The organism is Sphingomonas sp. PP-CC-1A-547, from assembly GCF_003610375.1.
Lineage (GTDB): Bacteria > Pseudomonadota > Alphaproteobacteria > Sphingomonadales > Sphingomonadaceae > Sphingomonas.
In genome coordinates, this window is the sequence record NZ_RAPZ01000010.1 from 163,845 (window position 1) to 184,297 (window position 20,453).

Annotated in this window: 19 protein-coding genes and 1 tRNA gene; 10 read left to right on the forward strand and 10 right to left on the reverse strand. The window is 65.5% G+C overall.

Features of this window, described 5'->3' with window-relative positions; translation table 11 throughout:
* Window positions 1-124: 124 nt before the first annotated feature.
* Together C8J39_RS01455 and C8J39_RS01460 are read right to left on the reverse strand one after the other, a co-directional pair.
* Window positions 125-991: a glycosyltransferase family 2 protein gene (locus C8J39_RS01455; protein ID WP_120299022.1), complete on the reverse strand. Its 867-nt coding sequence runs from the start codon at window positions 989-991 to the stop codon at window positions 125-127.
* A complete protein-coding gene (locus tag C8J39_RS01460; RefSeq protein WP_120299023.1) occupies window positions 988-3,081 on the reverse strand; it encodes an HAD-IIB family hydrolase in 2,094 nt (697 codons plus the stop codon). The genes C8J39_RS01455 and C8J39_RS01460 overlap by 4 nt, the downstream gene beginning before the upstream one ends.
* A 141-nt stretch (window positions 3,082-3,222) precedes the next feature.
* On the opposite strand from C8J39_RS01460, the gene C8J39_RS01465 reads away from it, so the two are divergent.
* Entirely contained in the window at window positions 3,223-4,467 is a 1,245-nt protein-coding gene (locus C8J39_RS01465) for a glycosyltransferase family 4 protein (protein ID WP_120299024.1), read from the forward strand.
* Here C8J39_RS01465 and C8J39_RS01470 read toward each other — a convergent pair.
* From C8J39_RS01470 to C8J39_RS01485, 4 genes are all read right to left on the reverse strand, one after another.
* Complete coding sequence (locus C8J39_RS01470; RefSeq protein ID WP_120299025.1) at window positions 4,383-5,330, reverse strand: hypothetical protein; 948 nt, start codon at window positions 5,328-5,330, stop codon at window positions 4,383-4,385. The two genes, C8J39_RS01465 and C8J39_RS01470, sit on opposite strands and share 85 nt — an antisense overlap.
* 111 nt (window positions 5,331-5,441) lie before the next feature.
* Window positions 5,442-7,109, reverse strand: coding sequence for an inorganic phosphate transporter (locus C8J39_RS01475; RefSeq protein ID WP_120299026.1), 1,668 nt, complete (start codon window positions 7,107-7,109; stop codon window positions 5,442-5,444).
* A gap of 256 nt (window positions 7,110-7,365) precedes the next feature.
* Window positions 7,366-7,695, reverse strand: a complete 330-nt coding sequence (locus C8J39_RS01480) for a UrcA family protein (protein WP_120299027.1) — start codon at window positions 7,693-7,695, stop codon at window positions 7,366-7,368.
* A gap of 202 nt (window positions 7,696-7,897) precedes the next feature.
* Entirely contained in the window at window positions 7,898-8,293 is a 396-nt protein-coding gene (locus C8J39_RS01485) for a GFA family protein (protein ID WP_120299028.1), read from the reverse strand.
* Between the two features lie 109 nt (window positions 8,294-8,402).
* On the opposite strand from C8J39_RS01485, the gene C8J39_RS01490 reads away from it, so the two are divergent.
* Window positions 8,403-10,685: an ATP-dependent helicase gene (locus C8J39_RS01490; RefSeq protein ID WP_120299660.1), complete on the forward strand. Its 2,283-nt coding sequence runs from the start codon at window positions 8,403-8,405 to the stop codon at window positions 10,683-10,685.
* Between the two features lie 21 nt (window positions 10,686-10,706).
* Here the strand turns inward: C8J39_RS01490 and C8J39_RS01495 are convergent, their stop codons facing one another.
* The gene (locus tag C8J39_RS01495) at window positions 10,707-11,048 is read right to left on the reverse strand and encodes an L-rhamnose mutarotase (RefSeq protein WP_120299029.1); all 342 of its coding nucleotides are present in this window, start codon (window positions 11,046-11,048) and stop codon (window positions 10,707-10,709) included.
* A 112-nt stretch (window positions 11,049-11,160) separates the two neighbouring features.
* On the opposite strand from C8J39_RS01495, the gene C8J39_RS01500 reads away from it, so the two are divergent.
* Genes C8J39_RS01500 through fucP form a run of 5 tightly spaced genes read left to right on the forward strand, consistent with a single transcriptional unit; the run spans window position 11,161 to window position 16,086 of the window.
* On the forward strand, window positions 11,161-11,901 hold the full coding sequence (locus C8J39_RS01500) for an SDR family oxidoreductase (protein ID WP_120299030.1): 741 nt from the start codon (window positions 11,161-11,163) through the stop codon (window positions 11,899-11,901).
* A gap of 10 nt (window positions 11,902-11,911) precedes the next feature.
* Entirely contained in the window at window positions 11,912-12,757 is an 846-nt protein-coding gene (locus C8J39_RS01505) for a fumarylacetoacetate hydrolase family protein (RefSeq protein ID WP_120299031.1), read from the forward strand.
* Window positions 12,754-14,031, forward strand: a complete 1,278-nt coding sequence (locus C8J39_RS01510; protein WP_120299032.1) for an L-fuconate dehydratase — start codon at window positions 12,754-12,756, stop codon at window positions 14,029-14,031. The genes C8J39_RS01505 and C8J39_RS01510 overlap by 4 nt, the downstream gene beginning before the upstream one ends.
* The gene (locus C8J39_RS01515) at window positions 14,028-14,780 is read left to right on the forward strand and encodes an SDR family oxidoreductase (RefSeq protein WP_120299033.1); all 753 of its coding nucleotides are present in this window, start codon (window positions 14,028-14,030) and stop codon (window positions 14,778-14,780) included. Before C8J39_RS01510 ends, C8J39_RS01515 begins: the two co-directional genes overlap by 4 nt.
* A 28-nt stretch (window positions 14,781-14,808) precedes the next feature.
* Window positions 14,809-16,086: an L-fucose:H+ symporter permease gene (gene fucP, locus C8J39_RS01520; RefSeq protein WP_120299034.1), complete on the forward strand. Its 1,278-nt coding sequence runs from the start codon at window positions 14,809-14,811 to the stop codon at window positions 16,084-16,086.
* A 112-nt stretch (window positions 16,087-16,198) separates the two neighbouring features.
* On the opposite strand, the gene lldD is transcribed toward fucP, so the two are convergent.
* Entirely contained in the window at window positions 16,199-17,332 is a 1,134-nt protein-coding gene (gene lldD, locus C8J39_RS01525; RefSeq protein ID WP_120299035.1) for an FMN-dependent L-lactate dehydrogenase LldD, read from the reverse strand.
* 164 nt (window positions 17,333-17,496) lie between these two features.
* Between lldD and C8J39_RS01530 the strand changes: the two genes are divergently transcribed.
* From C8J39_RS01530 to C8J39_RS01540, 3 genes are all read left to right on the forward strand, one after another.
* On the forward strand, window positions 17,497-18,312 hold the full coding sequence (locus C8J39_RS01530; protein WP_120299036.1) for an IclR family transcriptional regulator: 816 nt from the start codon (window positions 17,497-17,499) through the stop codon (window positions 18,310-18,312).
* Window positions 18,313-18,523: 211 nt separating this feature from the next.
* Complete coding sequence (locus tag C8J39_RS01535) at window positions 18,524-18,730, forward strand: hypothetical protein (RefSeq protein ID WP_120299037.1); 207 nt, start codon at window positions 18,524-18,526, stop codon at window positions 18,728-18,730.
* Window positions 18,723-19,712, forward strand: coding sequence for a diguanylate cyclase (locus tag C8J39_RS01540; RefSeq protein ID WP_120299038.1), 990 nt, complete (start codon window positions 18,723-18,725; stop codon window positions 19,710-19,712). The genes C8J39_RS01535 and C8J39_RS01540 overlap by 8 nt, the downstream gene beginning before the upstream one ends.
* A gap of 55 nt (window positions 19,713-19,767) precedes the next feature.
* Here the strand turns inward: C8J39_RS01540 and C8J39_RS01545 are convergent.
* Window positions 19,768-19,841, reverse strand: a tRNA-Gly gene (locus tag C8J39_RS01545).
* A 110-nt stretch (window positions 19,842-19,951) separates the two neighbouring features.
* Entirely contained in the window at window positions 19,952-20,440 is a 489-nt protein-coding gene (locus C8J39_RS01550; protein WP_120299039.1) for a helix-turn-helix domain-containing protein, read from the reverse strand.
* Window positions 20,441-20,453: the final 13 nt, after the last annotated feature.

Below are 20,453 nucleotides of genomic sequence, written 5' to 3' on the forward strand. Positions count from 1 at the left end.
GCCAACCACCGTTTCGTGCCCTCCCCCTCCGTCACCTTCGGTGCCACCTCCCCCTGGCGGGGGAGGATGGAAATGTTGGAAGGTCATCTCGCAGGGCTTGGCTTACGAGCGCTTCCGCAGCATCTCAGCTAAACAAAACCTCCGGCGGCATCTTCGACGCGGCCACCTCTTTCGCAGTCGGGCCCCGCAGCACCGTAATCGTATCCGCATCCCAGGCGATCAGCCCCCGCTCGGAGAAATGCCCCAGCCAATAGTCCATGCACCACCGCCCCCAAGTCCCGCGAAACAACCGCGCATTGCGAACGATCGCGTCGAAATGTTGGTAGGCCGGCGTGTGGACGACATGATGCTGGTGATACGCCCGCGCACCGCCGACCCACCACATCGGCACCCCGGCGCGCTCGAGCCGTGCGGCGAAGTCGGTTTCCTCGCCGCCATAGCCGACATAGCGCTCGTCCATCCCCCCTGCCCGCGCCCAGTCCGCCGCGGGGATCGCGAACGACAGGCCCCACAGCTCGCCGTGGCTCGGCGTCGGCCGTATTTCATCGGGCGCGATCGGTGGCTTGGCCGGGTGACGCAGGCCGACCCGGTCGAGCTTGTCCCAGTCCAGCCCGGCGTCCAGCGCGCCGGCAGGGAGATACAGCACCTCGCCCAACCGAATACCGTCTGGCTCGATCGCCGTAGCCGCGTAGCGTTCGACCAACGTCGGCGCAGGAACGCAATCGACGTCCAGGAAGATCAGCTGATCCCCACGGGCAGCCGCCGCCGCACGGTTGCGCGCCGCCGCCAACGGCATCGCCTCCCCCGCGACGAACACCGCGCGCACCGGAAAGTCGGTCGGCGGGAGATCGGCGTGCGGCGCATCCTGCATGTACGCGATCACCAATTCGTCCGGCTTGCGCGTCGATGCGTTGAGACCGGCGATCAGGTTCACAAGATGCGCGCGGCGCCCGCGTACCAACGTCAGCACGCTTACCGTCGAGGACGTCACGATGCCTTCCTGATACCCTCGACGTCGATCCCGGCTGCCGCATCACGGAAGAACGCCACACCTTCGATCACGCCGCGAGCATGATGGCCGATCGCGACATAGCCGTGCGCCAAGTCCACGCGCGATCCCAGGCCGTCCGAATAATTGCCGACGATGATCGCGTGACGCGACGATCGCAGCATCTCGATATCGTTGCCGCTGTCGCCAGCGACGATCACCTGTCGCGGTTCGAGACCGAGGCGGCGGCGGACATGCTCGACCGCGGTACCCTTCGATGCGGCATGCGGAAGGATGTCGAGATAGCGACCGTGGCTCTGGATGATCGAACAGCTGTGGCCGTGTTCCGCGAGCAACGCCCGCACCCGCTCGGCCGCCGCCATATCGCCATCCGCGAAATAGCTGAGCTTGAACCGGCGTTGTTCGAGCGGGCTCTGCGGCGTCAGTCCGGCATGTTGCCCGATCAACGCGGCAACCGCCTCGCGGTCCCAGCCCGCGGCGATGATCCCGTCCCATTCGGTATCGCGGTCGTACACCGCCCCGCGCACCGTCCGGTAATAGATCTCCGAGCCGACCGAGGTGATCAGGATTTCGGGGCGCGGCGCATCATGCTGCCCGAGCACCGCCATCGCGCTGTGGAAGCTGCGCCCCGTCGCGATCGCGAACGCGACATCGGTCTGCGCGTCGTGCCACGCGGTGAAATCATCGACGCCTTTTGCACAGCCGAGCAGCGTTCCGTCGATATCCGACACCAACAGCAATTCCGGCTTCCGGTCCGTGACCGCAGGCGCGGCGTTCACGACCTCTGCGAGCAACCCGGTATAAAGCTGTACGTGCCGGTCCCAGTCATAGGCGCGGATCGCTACCGATCCTGCCGCTGAGTAGCGCGACCACAGCGCCGGATCGTCTAATATCTTCAGGATCGCATCGGTGATGGCGCTAGGCGAACGCGGATCGACGAGGATGCCGTTGCCGCAGGTCTCGACGATATCGTTCGGCCCACCGCTGTCGGTAGCGACCACGGGCAGGCCGCTCGCGGCCGCTTCGAGCAAGGTCAGCCCGAACGGTTCGTTGAGCGCCGGATTGACGAAAACGCCGCGCCGGGTGCGGGCATGAGCATAGACCGCGGCGATATCGTCGGGCCGGTGCTGCTTCGGATAGGCGACCTTGCCGTACAGGTCATAACGGTCGATCAACTGGAGCAGTTCGGCGATGTTGTCGCGAATCTCGGGCTCCAGCGTCGCACTGTCGTCACGCGTGCCCGCCAGGATCACGAGATTAGCCGCGGCCTGAAGCGCGGGTGACCGGCCATAAGCGTGGACGAGCGCAGCCAGGTTCTTCTTTGTCACCGGGCGAGCAATCGCGAGGATCACGGGCTTGGCGGGATCGTCGAGGAACCGATTGATCAGCGCATCGACGCGAGCATCGGTGCCGCAGTCCGCAAACTGCTTGAGATCGCTACCCGGCGCGAACACGCGGATCCGGCCGGGGTCATATGCATCATAGTTGGCATACTGGACTTCGGCCTCGTCACGCGACGACGCGATGATCGCGGCCGCCCCGGCGATGGCTTCTTCCTCGATCGCGATCCGGCGATCGAGACCCGCGGTTTCCGCGCACTCACGATCGAACGCGGCCAACTTCACCCGGCCGAGCGAATGCGCGGTGAAGACATAGGGGATGCCGGTCCGTGCAGACACACGCGCCGCGATCAGTCCGGCATCGGCATAGTGCGCGTGCATGACGTCGGGCGCGCGATCGAGCTTGGCGATATGCGCCACCAAAGCCTCGACCAAGCTGTCATGCTCGGTCCACAGGTCTTCCTTGACGAGATACGCATCGGACGCGGTCAGCAATCGGACGATACGCGTCGTGCCGTCGATCGTCTCGATCGGTTCGGCATAGCATTCGGCATACGCCGCATGATGGAATGCACGCGTAACGATTTCCATCCGGTCGATCGCCACATTGCGGCCGCTGGCAGCGACGAGATCGAGAAGGTACCGGATATGGCCCCCGGTATCCGCGGTGATTCCGTATTCGACGTCGGTTGCGCGTAAACACCCCTGCAACGCGATATGTAGTACGAACACCCTTCCCCCGTTCATCTGCAATTCACGTAAGGAACCGCTCATGGGGTTGCCGAGTTCCGGGCCGATGATACTTTACATGCCGGTATTGACGCAGGTTATCACGTTCCCTGCGGCGCCTCGTTCGCTCGGTGATCCATCGCTGTGAGGATCGCTCTACTCACTTGGGCCTATCCTCCTGAAAAGAGCGGACTTACTCGCGCCGCGCGTGAGATCGCGCAGTCATTGGCACAGTCTGGCAACGACGTCTGTGTCTTCACTATGGACCGGCGCGAAGACAGTCACGACGGCCGGGTTTCGGTCATCGGCTGTGGGTTGCGCGAGGGGTCGCTCGCCGCGCGCCTCCGCAAGATCGCCGGGATCGGGCATCTCGTCGCGCCGTTCGCGTTCCGGCGGGCAGTCGCACGCGAGCACCGTCGCGAGCCGTTCGACGTGGTCGAGGCGACCAACTGGTACGCCCCAGGGCTGGCGATCGCGCTTACCGGCCCCGCGCCGCTCGTGACGCGCAACTCGACCCCGGCAGCGACCTCGGCCGAGACGGTAACGAGTCTCCGCGACCGGTTCGATCGGCGCGTGGCGATGCTCGCGGAGCGGATCGCAGCGCGCTTCAACAAGGCGCTGATCTCCAACACGCAGCTTCACGGCGAGAAGATCGCGGCATTGTACGGTGTCGAGGCCCCCGGGCCGGTCGGGCGCCACGCAGTCATCGGCCTCAGCCTGCCGCCGGAGATCGTTGCGCGAGGAACTGCCGCAGCCTATCCCGACGATGTCCCTGAGGACCAGCCGATCGAACTGCTGTTCGTCGGACGTGACGAGCACCGCAAGGGGTTCGATGCCCTGATCATGGCTCTAAGGATCCTCTCCCGACGTGCGGATGCCGGGATGCGCGATTTCCGACTCACGATCGTCGGCGTCCATGCCGACGATTTGAAGGCGCTCCCGTCCACCGCGCGAGCGCGGCTGCGATGCCATCACCGCGTCGACGAACCGGCGTTGCACGACCTGATGAGCGCGGCGCACGTCATCGTCGCACCCTCGCGCTACGAGAGTTTCGGGCTCGTGTACCAGGAGGCGATGATGTTCGGCCGGCCGGTCGTCGCCTGCGCTGAGGACCCAAGCGCCCGGCTATTCATCGGCGAGAGCGGCGCCGGATTACTGGCTAAGGCCTGCACCGGCGACGACCTGGCCACGCAGATCCAGCGGCTGATCGAAGACCCGGCCTTGCGTGCGGAGTACGCCGCGGCGAGCCGGCGTGCGTCGGGGATGTTCACGCGCGATACCCTGTCCGCGGAGACCACCGCGGTCTATCGCACCGCGATCGGGTCGAAGGAGACGAGCAGCAACGCCTCGTCCTCCGGCCTACCCGCGCCGGTCGACATAGCCTCGTAGATCCGCGTCCGCTCGCGCACCCGGTCGCCATCGAGCCGGTGTTCGAGAGCACCGGCCAGCGCCAGCGAACTCTCGACGAACGGTACGATCGGGCGCTCGTGAACGCGGCCGGCGAAGCGGATATCGCTACGGTTGAGGCGGTACTGGATGTCCGGATAGGACGCAGACGGTACCCCGTCGACGAGGTTGCGGCGCGGCAGGCCCAGCGAGCGCAAGCCGTCGCGATCTGCCGCGGCGACGAGCCAGCCGAGCGCGTCGAGCAACGCGCCGTCGGGGCGCTCGTCGGTATCGATCTGCAACACCCAGCGGGTTTGCATTGCGTCTTGGAGGCGATTGCGTTGCGCGGCGAAATCGCCTGCGAGGGGGTGATGGGCGACCTCGACCCAGGGAAGACGCGCTGCAAGTTCGGAGGCTTCGTCAGCCGTGCCGTCGAGCAGGACGACGATCCGGGCAAACGCGGTGCGATAATCGGTCGCGATCTCGACGATGTCGTTGGCGTCGGCGGGCCGCGCCATGATGCCGAGGCCTATCGCGTGCGGCACAGTCGTCGCGGGAGCCGAGTGCGCTTGCGCTGAGCGATAATCAGGGAGAAAGCGGACATCGCCCCGCGCAACGGCGATCGGTTCCACCTCGAACCCAAACCGCCACGCCGCGTTCCGCAAACCGGCTGGGTCGAGCATCCAGCGCTCCGCAGGATCGCGCTGTAGGTCAACAAGCCCGCTTCCCAACCGAGCGACGATCTCGTCGGCAACCGCACCGACCTCGCTCACATCGCGAACAAGCAGGCGGCAGTGGCTACACTCGAACCAGTCCTCGCGCACGAGCCAGTCCCAGTTCCCACAGATCGAGCATCGTAATCGCATGGTCCCGGCAACCCGCGGCGCGAGGGAGCGGTTCCGCCGCTGGGACCGGCACCCTTCCGATCCAACCTACCGCCGTCATCCCGACTTTCGTCAGGATGACGGCCGAGCCGCTCAATACCCGAAACTATGCGCCAGCGTCAGCAGCAGCCAGTACAGGCCACCCGACAGCAGCATAGCCACCGGCAGAGTCATCACCCACGCCAGCGCCATGTTCATCACAGTCCGTCGCTGCAACCCAGCGCCGTTGGCAACGCTCGCACCCGCGACACCCGACGACAGGATATGCGTGGTCGACACCGGCATGCCGTATTTTACCGCCAGCAGGATTGTCGCCGCCGCGACCAGTTCGGCCGACGCGCCCATGCCGTAGGTCAGGTGCGTCTTGCCGATCCGCTCGCCGACGGTGACGACGATCCGCTTCCACCCGACCATCGTCCCGAGGCCCAGCGCCAGCGCGACGGTAACCTTCACCCAGGTCGGGATATAGCGCGTGCCTTGCTCGAGCCCGCTATTGTAGCTCTTGAGCGTCGTGATCTCCTGCGCGGTGAAGCGGCTCTGCGCGGACTTGTCCTCGGCGATCAGCTTGGTCGTATCAAGCACGAGGTACATGTCGTTGCGCAGGTTCGGCGTCGCCGCGGCAGGCACCTTGCCGAGCGAGCCATAGCTTTCGATCCGGCTCGACACGTCGTCCGACAGCGTCGCCAGCGCGCCATAGATGACCGGGTCGGCGACATGCTTGCTCTTCAGCGCCTTGGTGACCTGCGCACGCGACGTAGCGACGTCGGCGGGCGCACCATCGGCATGCGCGCGGTAAGCGGCCGATGCCGCCTGCGCGCTATGCACGAACGCCGGCATCGCGCTCTCAGGCATCGTCCGGTTCAGTGCGTAGGCCGTCGGCGCGCAGCCGATCAGGATGAGCATGATCAGCCCCATCCCCTTCTGCCCGTCATTGCTGCCATGCGCGAAGCTGACCGCGGTGCAGGTGCCGATCAGCAGCGCACGGATGCCGCGCGGCGGCGGCGTTTGTCCCTGGGGCGCCTCGTACAGCTTCTTGTCGCGGAGGAAGCGCTTCATCACAAGCAGCAGCAGCAGCGCGCCGACGAACCCGACGATCGGGCTGAACGCCAGCGCAGAGAGAACCTTCCACACCTGCACCATGTCGACGCCCGACGTGCCGTCCGCGCCGCCGCCGTTGATGAGTTGGTTGGCAAGGCCGACGCCGAGGATCGAGCCGATCAGCGCATGGCTCGACGAATTGGGCAGCCCGACCGCCCAGGTCGCGAGGTTCCACAGGATCGCCGCAAGCAGCAGCGCGAAGATCATAGCGAACCCGCCGACGCTGCCGACGTTCAGGATCAGGTCGACCGGCAACAACGTGACGATCGAATACGCCACGGCGCCCGACGACAGCATCACGCCGAGGAAATTGAAGAACCCCGACCAGACGACCGCGAGCGGCGCGGGCATCGAATGCGTATAAATGACGGTGGCGACCGCGTTGGCGGTGTCGTGGAACCCGTTCACGAACTCGAACCCGAGCGCGATCAGCAGCGCGAGCGCGAGGAACGCGAACGCCCCGCCCGCCAGGCTCTCGCCGACCTGCGCGGTATCGAAGGCGATGCTGAACCCCGCATAGGCAAGCCCGCCGATCAGCACGGCGAGGAATATCCAGCGCCCGGACGGATGCAGCGAATGATCGAGCTTGGGACCGGTATGCGGCGCAGCGGTAGCGCTCGAATCAGCCGTCACCGCATCGGGTGCAAATGTGGAGGTTGCCATAGGAATGTGCAGTCGGCCCTTACGATGACAATCTTATGACAGATGTAAATCAAGCGATCGTTCGACCCTATTTGGGACGTCGCCCCCTACAATCCTCCCCCGCCAGGGGGAGGTGGCTGGCCCTCGCCAGACGGAGGGGGAGGCAGAGGACAACGTGCGTTCCGTGTCCTCCCCCTCCGTCGCCTTCGGCGCCACCTCCCCCCTGCGGGGGAGGATGTTCGGAACCGACCTCCTCGACCTTAATCAGCGAGTTAATTCACCGAGCTTCACCGATGCTCGCGAGCTGCATGCCATTGCGGCCGAACAAAGTGGCCATCTTCACGTCCGCATCCGCAGTCATTTCCTTGCGGCACTGCTGCGCGTCGGCGAGCGCCGCGAGGCCGGCGCCGTGCGATTGGCAGGCGCCGACGATCGCCGAACGCAGCCGGCGCTGGAACGCCGTGCGCCCGACATCGCTGGTCAGGTCGAGCCCGGCGCGCGACACGCGCACCGATACCGGGTCACGCCCGGAACTCGCGGAAGCACCCGTGGAAAACAGGCAAGCGCCGACGATCGCCGCCGAAGCGACGCTGATGAAAAGCTTCATGATGATGTTCCTCAAATGGTCCTGCGGTCCGCGAGGCTATGCCTGCGGGCGACGGCGCCAGCGCGTCGGGACACCTTTCTAAGTGCGGCATCTCCGACCACGAACCACGTCGCTGCGCATCCCCTACCCGTGGTTCGTTACGCTCGCGCGACGGTTTGACGACGGTCCGACGACGCGCCGAAACTCTAGATGAGGCGTTAGGTCACATCCCCGGATATCGCTCGAACGCAGGCAGAGCGGCCACATTCGCCATCCACGCCAATCGGTCGGCCACCTGGATATGCGTACCCGGCGCGACCGCCTCGGGATCGTCCAGCGTACAGGATTGCACGTCGATGATCCCCGGCAGATACTCGGCATTGGTATAGAACAGTCCCGTCCCGCACCGTCCGCAGAATTGACGCCGACCGCTCGCCGACGATTCATACGTCACCGGATCGCCCGAGATGGTCACCTGCTCGGACCTGAATGCGATCCAGCCTACCATCGGCGCACCCGCGCTTCGCCGGCAATCGCCGCAATGGCACAGCGCGTGATGCTCGGGCTCGCCCTCCGCGACATAGCTGATAGCTCCGCAATGACATCGTCCCGCCAGCATGCCCGCCTCCCTCTATGTTCTCAACTTGTTCCACGTATCGTCGAACCGCGCAAGCCATACCCGCTTGCCCCATCGCCCCCCGTTCCCTACCTGTTCACCGGTGAACCAGATCGCCCAAACGTCCGCGCCGCAAGCAGAGCCTCCCTATCTGCGCGGTCTCAACCCGCCGCAGCGCGAGGCGGTGCTGACCACCGACGGGCCCGTCCTGATCATCGCCGGCGCCGGCACCGGCAAGACTGCGGCGCTCACCGCACGCCTCGCGCATCTGATCTTCACGAAGAAGGCATGGCCGTCCGAGATCCTCAGCGTCACCTTCACCAACAAGGCCGCGCGCGAGATGCGGGAGCGGGTCGGTCGTCTGGTCGGCGACGCGGTCGAGGGGATGCCGTGGCTCGGTACCTTCCACGCGATCGCCGCGAAGATGCTGCGCCGCCACGCCGAACTGGTCGGGCTGCAATCGAACTTCACGATCCTCGATACCGACGACCAGTTGCGGTTGTTGAAGCAACTGATCCTCGCCGCCGACATCGACGAGAAGCGCTTTCCGACGCGCAGCCTCGCCGGGCTGATCGACCAGTGGAAGAACAAGGGCCTCGTCCCTGCCGACATCGATGCGGGCGAGAGCGAGCGTTACGCCAACGGTCGCGGTGGCGAGCTGTACCAGCAATACCAGGCGCGGTTGATCGCGCTCAACGCGTGCGATTTCGGCGACCTGCTGCTCCACATGCTGGTCATCCTGAAAACGCACCGCGACGTGCTCGCGCAGTATCAGCAGCGTTTCAAATACATCATGGTCGACGAGTATCAGGACACCAACTCGTCGCAATATCTCTGGCTGCGGCTGCTCGCGCAGGAGCGCAAGAACATCGCCTGCGTCGGCGACGACGACCAGTCGATCTATTCGTGGCGCGGTGCGCAGGTCGAGAACATCCTGAAGTTCGAGCGCGACTTTCCCGGCGCGAAGGTCATCCGCCTCGAACAGAATTACCGCAGCACGCCGCACATCCTCGGCGCGGCGTCGGGCGTGATCGCCAACAATGGCGGGCGGCTCGGCAAGCAGCTCTGGACCGAGCGCGACGTCGGCGAGAAGGTCAAGGTCATCGGCGTCTGGGACGGCCCCGAGGAAGCGCGCCGCGTCGGCGAGGAGATCGACATCGTCCGCCGCTCCGGCAAGAGCCTCGACGAGGTCGCGATCCTGGTGCGCGCGCAGCACCAGACCCGCGAGTTCGAGGACCGCTTCATCGCGATCGGCATGCCGTACAAGATCGTCGGCGGCTTCCGCTTCTACGAACGCGCCGAGATCCGCGATGCGCTGGCGTATCTCCGCGTCGTCAACCAGCCGGCGGACGATCTCGCCTTCGAACGCATCGTCAACGTCCCAAAGCGCGGCCTCGGCGACAAGGCGGTCGCGCGCATCCACCAGCTCGCGCGCGCCACCGGCACGCCGCTGACCACCGCCGCCGCGCGCATCCTCGACACCGACGAACTGACCGGGGCGGCGAAGAAATCGCTCGGCCGCCTGGTCGGCGACATCGCCCGCTGGCGCGACATGGCAACCAGCCTGCCGCACGCCGAACTCGCGCGTCAGTTGCTCGACGAGAGCGGCTATACCGCGATGTACCAGGCCGAGAAATCGGTCGAGGCGACCGGCCGCCTCGAGAACCTGAGCGAACTCGTCCGCGCGATGGAGGAATACGACTCGCTCGGCGCATTCCTCGAACACGTCAGTCTCGTGATGGACAACGAGGGCGGCGCGCAGGATCCGCAGGTCACGATCATGACCATCCACGCCGCCAAGGGCCTCGAATACGACACGGTGTTCCTGGTCGGCTGGGAGGAAGGCCTGTTCCCGTCGCAGCGCTCGCTCGACGAAGGCGGCGTGAAGAGCCTCGAAGAGGAACGCCGCCTCGCCTATGTCGCGATCACGCGCGCACGCCGACTTGCGGTCATCATCCACGCTGCCAATCGCCGCATCTACGGCCAGTGGAATTCCTCGATTCCGAGCCGTTTCGTCGCCGAACTCCCCGCCGAACATATCGACACCGAAACCACGATGTCGGGCGGCGCGAGCCTATGGCAAGCCAACTGGTCCGACCGCGCCGACCCGTTCGCCGACGTCGCCCGCGGCACCGGTCGCGGTCCCGGCTGGCAGCGCGCGTCGGGCACCGGCAGCACCTTCTCCACCAAACCCGCACGCGTCGTCGAAAGCCGGTCCAGCGCGATCAGCCTCGGCAACAAGGGCCGCGACGACCTGTCGCTCGGCATGCGCGTGTTCCACCAGAAATTCGGCTACGGGCTGATCGCCGAGATCGAAGGCAACAAGCTGGAGATCGACTTCGAACAGTCCGGCCGCAAGCGCGTGATGGACAGCTTCGTGACACTCACGCCGTAACGGCATCAGACACGAGAAGGATCAGCCGGCGGTCTGATCCGCAAGCGAGAAGATCCGCTCCATCACCGCCCATTTCGGCCCGTCCGCAGCGATCGGCTTCTGATACACGTCCATCGCCGTCTCCCAGGACGCGACGACCGGCTGCAACGCCGGGTCGGCCGCGCGTGGAAAATCGTCCTCGACCTCGGCAATCATCACGAGCCGGTCGGCGACCTGCCAGATCTCCATCTCTCGATACCCCCGCTGGACGATGTCGCGCACGACCTCGGGCCACACGGCGCCCGGCGCGTGTCGTTCACGGTAGGCGGCGATCAGGGCTGCGTCGTCGACGAGGTCCAGCGCGGTCACGATGCGATACGTCACGGAAATTCCTTCGATACGGCGTACTCCCGCGACAATAGCGCCGCCGCCCCTTTTCAAAAGTCACTTTGACTAATAAAACCACCGAAACGCACAACGACGCGCAGGAGATGGAATGAGACTGTCCGGCAAGACCGCGGTAGTGACCGCGGCGGCACAAGGCATCGGCCGCGCCACCGCAGAACGCTTCCGCGACGAGGGCGCACGGGTCTTCGCGCTCGATCGTGATGGCGATACGCTGCAGGCGATCGACGGCGTCGAACGTCTGGTCGTCGACCTGCTCGACGCCAGCGCGATTGCCGCGCTGCCCGCCACGATCGGCGACATCGACATTCTCGCCAACGTCGCCGGCTTCGTCGCGGCGGGCGATATCCTGCAAGGCAGCGACGACGACTGGATGCTGTCGTTCGACCTCAACGTCCACGCGATGCACCGCATGACCCGCGCGTTCCTGCCCGGCATGCTCGCACGCGGCGGCGGCGCGATCGTCAACATGAGCAGCATCGCGTCGAGCGTGAAGGGCATCCCCAACCGCTACGCCTACGGCGCATCGAAGGCGGCGGTGGTCGGGCTGACTAAAGCGATCGCAGCCGATTTCGTCGGCCGCGGAATCCGCTGCAACTGCGTGTGCCCAGGCACGATCGAGACCCCGTCCTTGCGCGAACGCATCGTCTCGCAAGCAGGGACTCAGGGCATTTCGGTCAGCGAGGCCGACGCCGCGTTCGTCGCGCGCCAGCCGATGGGCCGGCTCGGCCGCGCCGAGGAGATCGCAGCGCTGTTCCTGTATCTCGCCAGCGACGAATCGAGCTTCACCACCGGCGCGGTCCACGTGATCGACGGCGGCTGGGTCAACTAAGGATCATCCCATGAAATTATTGCGTTACGGCCCGCGCGGCCAGGAAAAGCCCGGTATCCTCGATGAGGACGGCATCATCCGCACGCTTCCCGCGGACCTCGGCGATATCGCTGGCGACCTGCTCTCGCCTGAGGGGCTCGCGAAGATCGCCGCGCTCGACGTGACGACCTTGCCCAAGGTCGACGGTGCGCCGCGGATCGGGCCGTGCGTCACGCGGACCGGCAAGTTCATCTGCATCGGCCTGAATTATTCGGACCACGCCGCCGAGAGCAACATGGCCCTCCCCGCCGAGCCGGTCGTGTTCGGTAAGTGGACCAGCGCGATCCAGGGCCCGAACGACGATGTCGAGATCCCGCGCGGCTCCGAAAAGACCGATTGGGAGGTCGAACTCGGCGTCGTCATCGGTACGCCCGGCCGCCACATTGCGAAGGAAGACGCGCTGTCGCATGTCGCCGGCTATTGCGTCGTCCACGACGTGTCCGAGCGTGCGTTCCAACTCGAGCGTGGCGGCACGTGGGACAAGGGCAAGGGCTGTGACACGTTCGGGCCGATCGGTCCCTGGCTCGTCACCGCGGACGAGGTCGGCGATCCCCAAAAGCTGGGCCTGTGGCTCGAAGTCGACGGCCATCGCTATCAGGACGGAACGACCGCCAACATGATCTTCGACGTCGCGACGATCGTGTCCTACCTCAGCGACTTCTGCACGCTGGAGGCGGGCGACATCATCTCGACCGGTACGCCCAAGGGCGTCGGTCTCGGCCAGAAGCCGCCGGTATATCTGCGTGCAGGCCAGACGGTCCGCCTCGGCATCGATGGCCTCGGCGAGCAGACGCAGACGATGGTCGCCGCCGCGTGACGACCATCACCGGCCTGCGCACGATCGACCTTCGTTTCCCGACCAGCGCGGGGCTCGACGGGTCGGACGCGATGAACCCCGATCCGGATTATTCGGCCGCCTATGTCGTGCTGGAGACGGATACGGACGGTCTCGAAGGCCACGGCCTGACCTTCACGATCGGCCGCGGCAACGACATTTGCGTCGCGGCGATCGAGGCGATGCGGCATCTCGTCATCGGGCTCGACCTCGACTGGATCATCGAGAATCCGGGTCGGATGTGGCGGCACCTGACCGGCGACAGTCAGTTGCGCTGGATCGGCCCCGACAAGGGCGCGATCCACCTCGCGACCGGCGCTGTCGTGAACGCGATCTGGGACCTGTGGGCGAAGGCGGTCGGCAAGCCCGTCTGGCGCCTCGTCGCCGACATGACCCCGGAGGAACTGGTCCGGACGATCGACTTCCGATACCTGACCGACGCGATCACCCCGGAAGACGCGCTCACGTTGCTGACGAACCGCGCGGAGGGCAAGGCCGCGCGGATCGCCGATCTCGAGGCGACCGGTTTCCCTTGCTACACCACGTCGGCCGGCTGGCTCGGCTATCCCGACGAGAAACTGCGTCGGCTCGCGCAGGAGGCGGTCGATGCCGGCTTCGACTATATCAAGCTGAAGGTCGGTCGCGATCTCGATGACGATATCCGTCGCCTGACGATCGCGCGCGAAGTGCTCGGCCCTGACCGCAAGCTGATGATCGATGCGAACCAGGTGTGGGACGTTCCGCAGGCGATCGAATGGGTGAACGCGCTCGCCTTCGCCAAACCGTGGTTCATCGAGGAACCGACCAGCCCCGACGATATCCTCGGCCACCAGGCGATCCGCAACGCGATCGGCGAGGTGAAGGTCGCGACCGGCGAGATGTGCCAGAACCGGATCATGTTCAAACAGTTCATGGCGGCGGGCGCGATCGACGTCGTGCAGATCGACAGCTGCCGTCTGGGCGGCGTCAACGAGGTGCTCGCGGTGCTGTTGCTGGCGGCCCGGTACGACCTGCCGGTGTGTCCGCATGCGGGCGGCGTCGGGCTGTGCGAATATGTCCAGCATCTCTCGATGATCGACTATCTCTGCTTCTCCGGGACCAAGGAGGGGCGCGTGATCGAGTATGTCGACCATCTCCACAAGCATTTCGTCGACCCCTGCGTGATCCGCGACGCGGCCTATATGCCGCCGAGTCTGCCGGGCTATTCGATCGAGATGAAGCCGCAGTCGCTGATCGACTATCGGTTCGCCGGATGAAGCTCGGTCTCGACGGCAAGGTCGTGATCGTCACGGGTGGCGGGGCCGGCATCGGCCTCGCCATCGCGCGGGGGTTGGCCGAGGAAGGCGCGATCCCCGTGATCGTGTCGCGGAGCGCGCCGGAGGACTTCACGGCCGAGCATCTGTTCGTCGCGACCGAATTGTCCGACGACGCTGCGTGCGCGGCGGCGGTCGAGGCGGCGGTCGCACGCTATGGCCGGATCGACGGGTTGGTGAATAACGCGGGCGCCAACGACAATATCGGGCTTGGCCGGACGCCTGCGGAGTTCCGCGCGTCGCTCGACCAGAACCTCGTGCATTATTTCGCGATGGCGCATCACGCGGTGCCGCATCTGCGCAAGACCGGCGGCGCGATCGTCAACATTTCGTCGAAGACCGCGATTACCGGGCAAGGCGACACCAGCGCCTATGCCGCTGCCAAGGGGGCGCAACTGGCGCTGACCCGTGAATGGGCGGTGGCGCTGCGCGGCGATGGGATCCGCGTCAACGCGGTGATCCCCGCCGAGGTGATGACGCCGCTCTACCAGCGCTGGATCGACAGTTTCGACGATCCGCAGGCGAAGCTGGGCGGCATCGTATCGCGCATCCCTCTAGGCCACCGCATGACAGAGGATCGCGAGATCGCCGACACAGTGGTCTTCCTGCTGTCCGACCGGGCGAGCCACACCACCGGACAATGGCTCTACGTCGATGGCGGCTATACCCATCTCGACCGCGCGATAGACTGACGAACAAGAACATAATCAGGAGTGGATCATGAGCGGAACGACCGCCGACAGGAAATATGTGCCGGCGATCGTGCTGACGGTCGCGCTGTTCTTCCTCTGGGGGATGGCGAACAACCTCAACGACATCCTGATCGCGCAGTTCAAGAAGGCGTTCACGCTCACCGACTTCCAGACGAGCTTCGTCCAGCAGGCCTTCTACATGGGCTATTTCCTGCTCGCAATGCCGGCGGCGCTGGTGACGCGGGCGAAGGGCTACAAGACCGCGATCGTCACCGGGCTGGTGCTGTATGCGGCGGGGGCGCTGCTCTTCTATCCCGCCGCGCATTACGGGGAGTATCTGTATTTCCTCGCCGCGCTGTTCGTGATCGCGTGCGGGCTGGCGTTCCTCGAAACGTCGGCGAACCCGCTGATGACAGAGCTGGGCGACCCGACGACGGCGGCCAAGCGGTTGAACTGGGCGCAGGCGGCGAACCCGGTCGGTACCGTCGCCGGCGTGCTGATCGGCAAGTATTTCATCCTGTCGGCGATCGTCCACGACGAGGCGACGGTCGCGGCGATGAGCCCGGCGGCACGCGAGGCATTCTATCGCAGCGAAGTCGTCGCGGTGCAGACGCCCTATCTCGTGATCGGCCTCGTCGTGCTCCTGTTCGCGGTCGCCGCCGCGGTGATCCGCTTTCCAGAGCACCGTGCTGAAGAGACCGTCGGCGCGCCATCGCGGTTCGTCGACGTGTTCCGCCACCCGCGGCTGATCTTCGCAACGGTGACGCAATTCTTCTACGTCGGCGCGCAGGTCGGCATCTGGAGCTATACGATCCGTTACGCGCAGGCGAACGTGCCCGGCATGGCCGAGCACGATGCCGCGGATTACCTGTTCGCGAGCCTCGTACTGTTCGGGATCGGCCGCTTCGCCGGTACCGCGCTGATGGGCAAAATCGCGCCCCCTCGCCTGCTCGCGATCTTCGCGCTGGTAAGCGCCGTGCTCGCCGCCGTTGCAGGTCTAGTCGGCGGACAGATCGGACTATACGCGCTGGTCCTCGCCAGCCTGTTCATGTCGATCCAGTTCCCAACGATCTTCGCGCTCGGCATGGACGGGCTCGGCCCGCTCCGTCGCGCGGGCGCCTCGCTGATCATCATGGCGATCATCGGCGGCGCGGTGCTGACCGGGCTGATGGGGCATATCTCCGACCTCGCCGGGATCGACACCGCGATGCTCGTGCCGGCGGTGTGCTTCCTGGTGGTGCTGGCGTTCGCGGTGAAGGCCGGGCGGACGCTGTCGGGTGAAGAGCTTCAGCCGACGATCCACTGAGCAACCTGGCGCGCCACCCACTTCCTTGTTCTCCCGCGAAGGCGGGAGCCCAGTCTGGGTCCCCGCCTTCGCGGGGAAACATGCTTCCTTCGGGAGGAAAGGTGCGTGAAACCTAAACCAGAATACCCCGATCGATCTCGGCAATCGACCGCACCCCCGTCAGCGCCATGGCCACGCGCATCTCCCGCTCGATCAGCGTCAGCAACTGGGTCACGCCAGCTTCCCCCCGCGCCGCCAGCGCATACAGCCACGCCCGCCCCAGCAACACGCCATCCGCCCCCAACGCCAGCATCCGCACCACGTCCAGCCCCGACCGCACGCCCGAATCCGCCAGCACGGTAAGCTGCCCCTTCACCGCCTCCGCGATCGCCGGCAGCGCCGCCGCGCTCGACAGCACGCCATCGAGCTGCCGCCCGCCATGGTTCGACACGACGATCCCGTCCGCACCGATCGCCGCCGCCTCGCGCGCGTCGTCGGGGTCAAGGATGCCCTTGATGATCAGCGGCCCGTCCCAGCCTTCGCGGATCCATTCGAGGTCCTTCCACGCGATCGACGGATCAAAGTTGTTGCCAAGCCAGCCCATGTAATCATTCAGCCCACTCGCCTTGCCCAGCACCGGCTCGAGGTTGCCGAGTTGGTGCGGCCGCCCGTGCAAGCCCACGTCCCACGCCCAGCCGGGCCGCCCCATCGCCTGCAACATCCGGCGCAGCGGCGCGCGCGGCCCCGACATTCCCGAATGCTGATCGCGGTAGCGCGCACCCGGCACCGGCATGTCGACCGTGAACACCAGCGCCTTCGCACCTTCCGCCTTCGCCGTGGCGAGCAAATCACGCATGAACGCGCGGTCGCGAATGACGTAGAGCTGGAACCAGGTCGGCCCGGTCGGCGCCGCCTTCACCACCTCGCCAAGCGAACAGAGCGACACCGTCGACAGGCAGAACGGCACGCCCGCGGCATGCGCAGCCCGCGCCGCCTGCGTCTCGCCGCGCCGATGGTACATCCCCGCGATGCCGACCGGCCCGAGCCCGACCGGCAACGCCTGATGCTGGCCGAACAGCGTCGTCGACAGATCGAGATCCGAAACATCGCGCAACACTCGCTGGCGCAGCGCGATCCCCGACAGATCGCTGACGTTACGCGCGAGCGTCGCCTCCGCATAGGAGCCGCCATCGGCATACTCGAACAGGAACCGCGGCAGTCGCTTACGCGCGGCTTCGCGGAAATCGAGCGTCGAGGCGATCGTCATGCGGCATCTCCCATATTATGCGCATCGATCCCGGAATCGCGGCGTGCAATGTCCCCTAGCAAGCCAACACCTCCGCCAGCAACTTTCAGATATGAAGGATTGTTGTTTCGACACTGCGCGCTTGCGGCATAAGGATCGCGCCTGCAATCACGATAGCTTCGACCATGCCGCTACCCTCGCCGCCGCCTCCGCCAGACACCAACAGCGCAAATCCGCGCGTCTATTCCGCACCCGCGCTGGAAAAGGCGATCGACATCATCGAACTGCTCGCGCGCGAACCGAACGGCCTGACGGTCAGCGAAATCGCCACCCGCCTGTCGCGGTCGATCAGCGAACTTTTCCGCGTGATCGTCGTGCTCGACCGGCGCGGCTGGCTACACAAGGATCCCGGCAGCGATCGCTACCGCGTGACCTACAAGCTCCTCGAAACGGCGCACCGAGCGACCCCTGCGCAGGAACTGACGCACGTCGCCGCGCCGCTGATGCAGACCTTGGCGGCGACCGCGATGCAATCCTGCCATCTCGTCGTCGTCAACGGCACGTCCGGGCTGATCATCCTTCGACAGGAAAGCCCCGGCCCGACCGGTTTCGCCGTCCGTCTCGGCACCAGCATAGCCTTGGCGACAAACTGCTCGGGGCACGTCCTGCTCGCCTTCATGGCCGACGAGGCCCGATCCGCGATACTCGACCAAACGATGGACCCGGCGGCCCGCGACGCGCTCGATGCCGCCTTCGCCGCAATCCGCGAACGCGGCTATGAATCGATCCGCAGCGCGCGGATGGGCGGCGTTTCCGACATAAGCTGCCCGATCTTCGGCTTTGACGGCCACGTCGTTGCCGCGCTGACCATCCCGTTCCTCGAGGTCATCGACGAGACTCCGCATATCTCCGCGGACGAAGCACTGGTCGCGCTGAAGCGCACCGCAACGCAGATTTCGCAAGCGCTCGGCTGGTATGCGCCGACCGTGACGTCCGCCTGACGGTCCGCCACGTCGTTTACGCGAGCCAGTACTGGCGAGTGGCGCAAGGCACGCGTCATCGTTCGCATCGATGCGGTACCGCTCAACCTCTTCGTTCTGCCATAGTGCCGCACTCCCTCGTTTGAGCTCTGTTAACCGTTCGGTTGTAAAGACTCGGGACCACCATGAGGGGCCGAAAGTGCGCATCGATCAACTTCAGCCTACTCCCAGCATGGCAGAACCGCTTGAGATCCCCGCGGAGTTGTTGGCCAGCGTACAGCGTCACCAGACGCATCTTGCCGAACTGATCGTCAGCCTGCGGGCGGTGGGACTCGGCGAGGACGTCGTCGATGCGAGCATCCGCACTCTGGTCGACAGCTATGCCGACGATCTCACCGTAGCAATCCGCGCGATGATGAAGGCGCCGGATCATGGATAACGCCCTGCTGCTCGACGACGACGATGGCCGGGTTGCAGCCTTGCGTCGCCTCGACGTGCTCGACACCGCGGTCGAAGAGCCGTTCGAAAAGATCGTCACGCTCGTCCGCACCGTGCTCGCGGTACCCGTAGCGACCGTCACGCTCGTCGATCGTGATCGGCAATGGTTCAAGGCGCGGCGCGGCATGGAGCAGAGCGAAACGCCCCGCGCGGTATCTTTCTGCACGCATACCATCCAGCAGCGCGACCCGTTGATCATCGAAAACGCGCTGGCCGACCCGAGGTTCGCCGATAGTCCGCTAGTCGTGGGCCCGCCCTATGTGCGCAGCTACGCGGGCATCCCCCTGCGCACGCCCGAAGGATATAATGTCGGGGCGCTGTGCGCGATGGATACCCGGCCGAGACGGTTCAGCCCTGCGGACATCGCCATCCTCAGTAATTTCGCCAACATCGTTTGCGACGAACTCGAACTGCGGCTGATCGCACAGGTCGATCATCTGACTGGCGCGCTGACCCGACGTGGCTTCGTGGATCAGGCGCAACGGGAAATGGAGCGTACGCTTCGCTACGGGCGGGCAAGTTCGCTGATCATGATCGACGTCGACCATTTCAAGCGGGTGAACGATACTTACGGCCACTCGATCGGCGATCAGGTCCTGAAGCAGATCGCCAGCCTTGCCGAAACCACGTTACGCCCTTGCGACCTGTTCGGTCGTCTCGGCGGCGAGGAATTTGCCCTTCTGATGCCGGAAACCAGCGGCGCGGCAGCTCTCGTCGTCGCGGAGCGACTTCGGAATACCATCGCCGAACATCCGATGACGCTCCATGGCGGCGGTACGATCCACGTAACCGCGAGCTTCGGCGTGGCTGAACTGTCCGCATCCTTCAGCACGCTTACCGCTTGGCTCGAACGTGCCGACACGATGCTCTACGCAGCGAAGTCCGGCGGCAGGAACCGTACGCAACTTGCGGAGCCGATGTAGAACGGTGGCCATCGGCGGCCGCGGAACGGCGACGTTCATAATTTCAGCGAAAACGTGGAGCGGGTGAAGGGAATCGAACCCTCGTCACTTGCTTGGGAAGCAAAAGCTCTACCATTGAGCTACACCCGCGAACGGCGATCTACGCCTGTCGGTCCGGGTCTTGCACCGGCTCTCGATGACCGGCCGAGTGCCACAGTCCTTGCGCCGACGTCAACGCCAAATCGTCCCGCGTGAGCCGACTAGCCGCGCAGGCCGAACACCTGCGAACGGTCCGCCTCCGGCACCAGTCCTTCGAGCACCGCCCAGAACCCCGATACCGCGCTTTGCCCGGCACTCGCATACGCCTCGGCCATCCGGATCCGCGCGGCCTCGAACAATTCGCGCTCCATCTTCGAGCCCTCGACCGTAAGCCGGAGCAACCGCTGCCGTCGGTCACGCTCGCCCGGCCGCGTCTCGACCAGCTTTCGGTCGGCGAGTTCGTTCAGCACCCGCCCCAGCGATTGCTTGGTGATCGCCAGCAGCGACAACAGCTCGCTCACCGTCATGTCGGGCTTTCGCGCGATGAAATACAGTGCGCGGTGGTGTGCCCGCCCTAGCCCCTCCTCGGCAAGACCCTGGTCGATCGACCGGGTCAGGTGGCTATAGCCGAAGTACAGCAGCTCCATGCCGCGGCGGAGTTCGGGTTCGCGAAGGAACAGGGGTGAGGCGGACGAAGCTGTGGCAGACATGTTGACCGGTTTA

Excerpts from the sequence above, each read along its gene's own strand:
- C8J39_RS01470 (WP_120299025.1), bottom strand. The coding sequence starts at position 5,330 with ATGCGATTACGATGCTCGATCTGTGGGAACTGGGACTGGCTCGTGCGC.
- C8J39_RS01475 (WP_120299026.1), bottom strand. The coding sequence starts at position 7,109 with ATGGCAACCTCCACATTTGCACCCGATGCGGTGACGGCTGATTCGAGC.
- C8J39_RS01480 (WP_120299027.1), bottom strand. The coding sequence starts at position 7,695 with ATGAAGCTTTTCATCAGCGTCGCTTCGGCGGCGATCGTCGGCGCTTGC.
- C8J39_RS01485 (WP_120299028.1), bottom strand. The coding sequence starts at position 8,293 with ATGCTGGCGGGACGATGTCATTGCGGAGCTATCAGCTATGTCGCGGAG.
- C8J39_RS01500 (WP_120299030.1), top strand. The coding sequence starts at position 11,161 with ATGAGACTGTCCGGCAAGACCGCGGTAGTGACCGCGGCGGCACAAGGC.
- C8J39_RS01505 (WP_120299031.1), top strand. The coding sequence starts at position 11,912 with ATGAAATTATTGCGTTACGGCCCGCGCGGCCAGGAAAAGCCCGGTATC.
- C8J39_RS01515 (WP_120299033.1), top strand. The coding sequence starts at position 14,028 with ATGAAGCTCGGTCTCGACGGCAAGGTCGTGATCGTCACGGGTGGCGGG.
- fucP (WP_120299034.1), top strand. The coding sequence starts at position 14,809 with ATGAGCGGAACGACCGCCGACAGGAAATATGTGCCGGCGATCGTGCTG.
- lldD (WP_120299035.1), bottom strand. The coding sequence starts at position 17,332 with ATGACGATCGCCTCGACGCTCGATTTCCGCGAAGCCGCGCGTAAGCGA.
- C8J39_RS01530 (WP_120299036.1), top strand. The coding sequence starts at position 17,497 with ATGCCGCTACCCTCGCCGCCGCCTCCGCCAGACACCAACAGCGCAAAT.
- C8J39_RS01535 (WP_120299037.1), top strand. The coding sequence starts at position 18,524 with ATGGCAGAACCGCTTGAGATCCCCGCGGAGTTGTTGGCCAGCGTACAG.
- C8J39_RS01540 (WP_120299038.1), top strand. The coding sequence starts at position 18,723 with ATGGATAACGCCCTGCTGCTCGACGACGACGATGGCCGGGTTGCAGCC.
- C8J39_RS01550 (WP_120299039.1), bottom strand. The coding sequence starts at position 20,440 with ATGTCTGCCACAGCTTCGTCCGCCTCACCCCTGTTCCTTCGCGAACCC.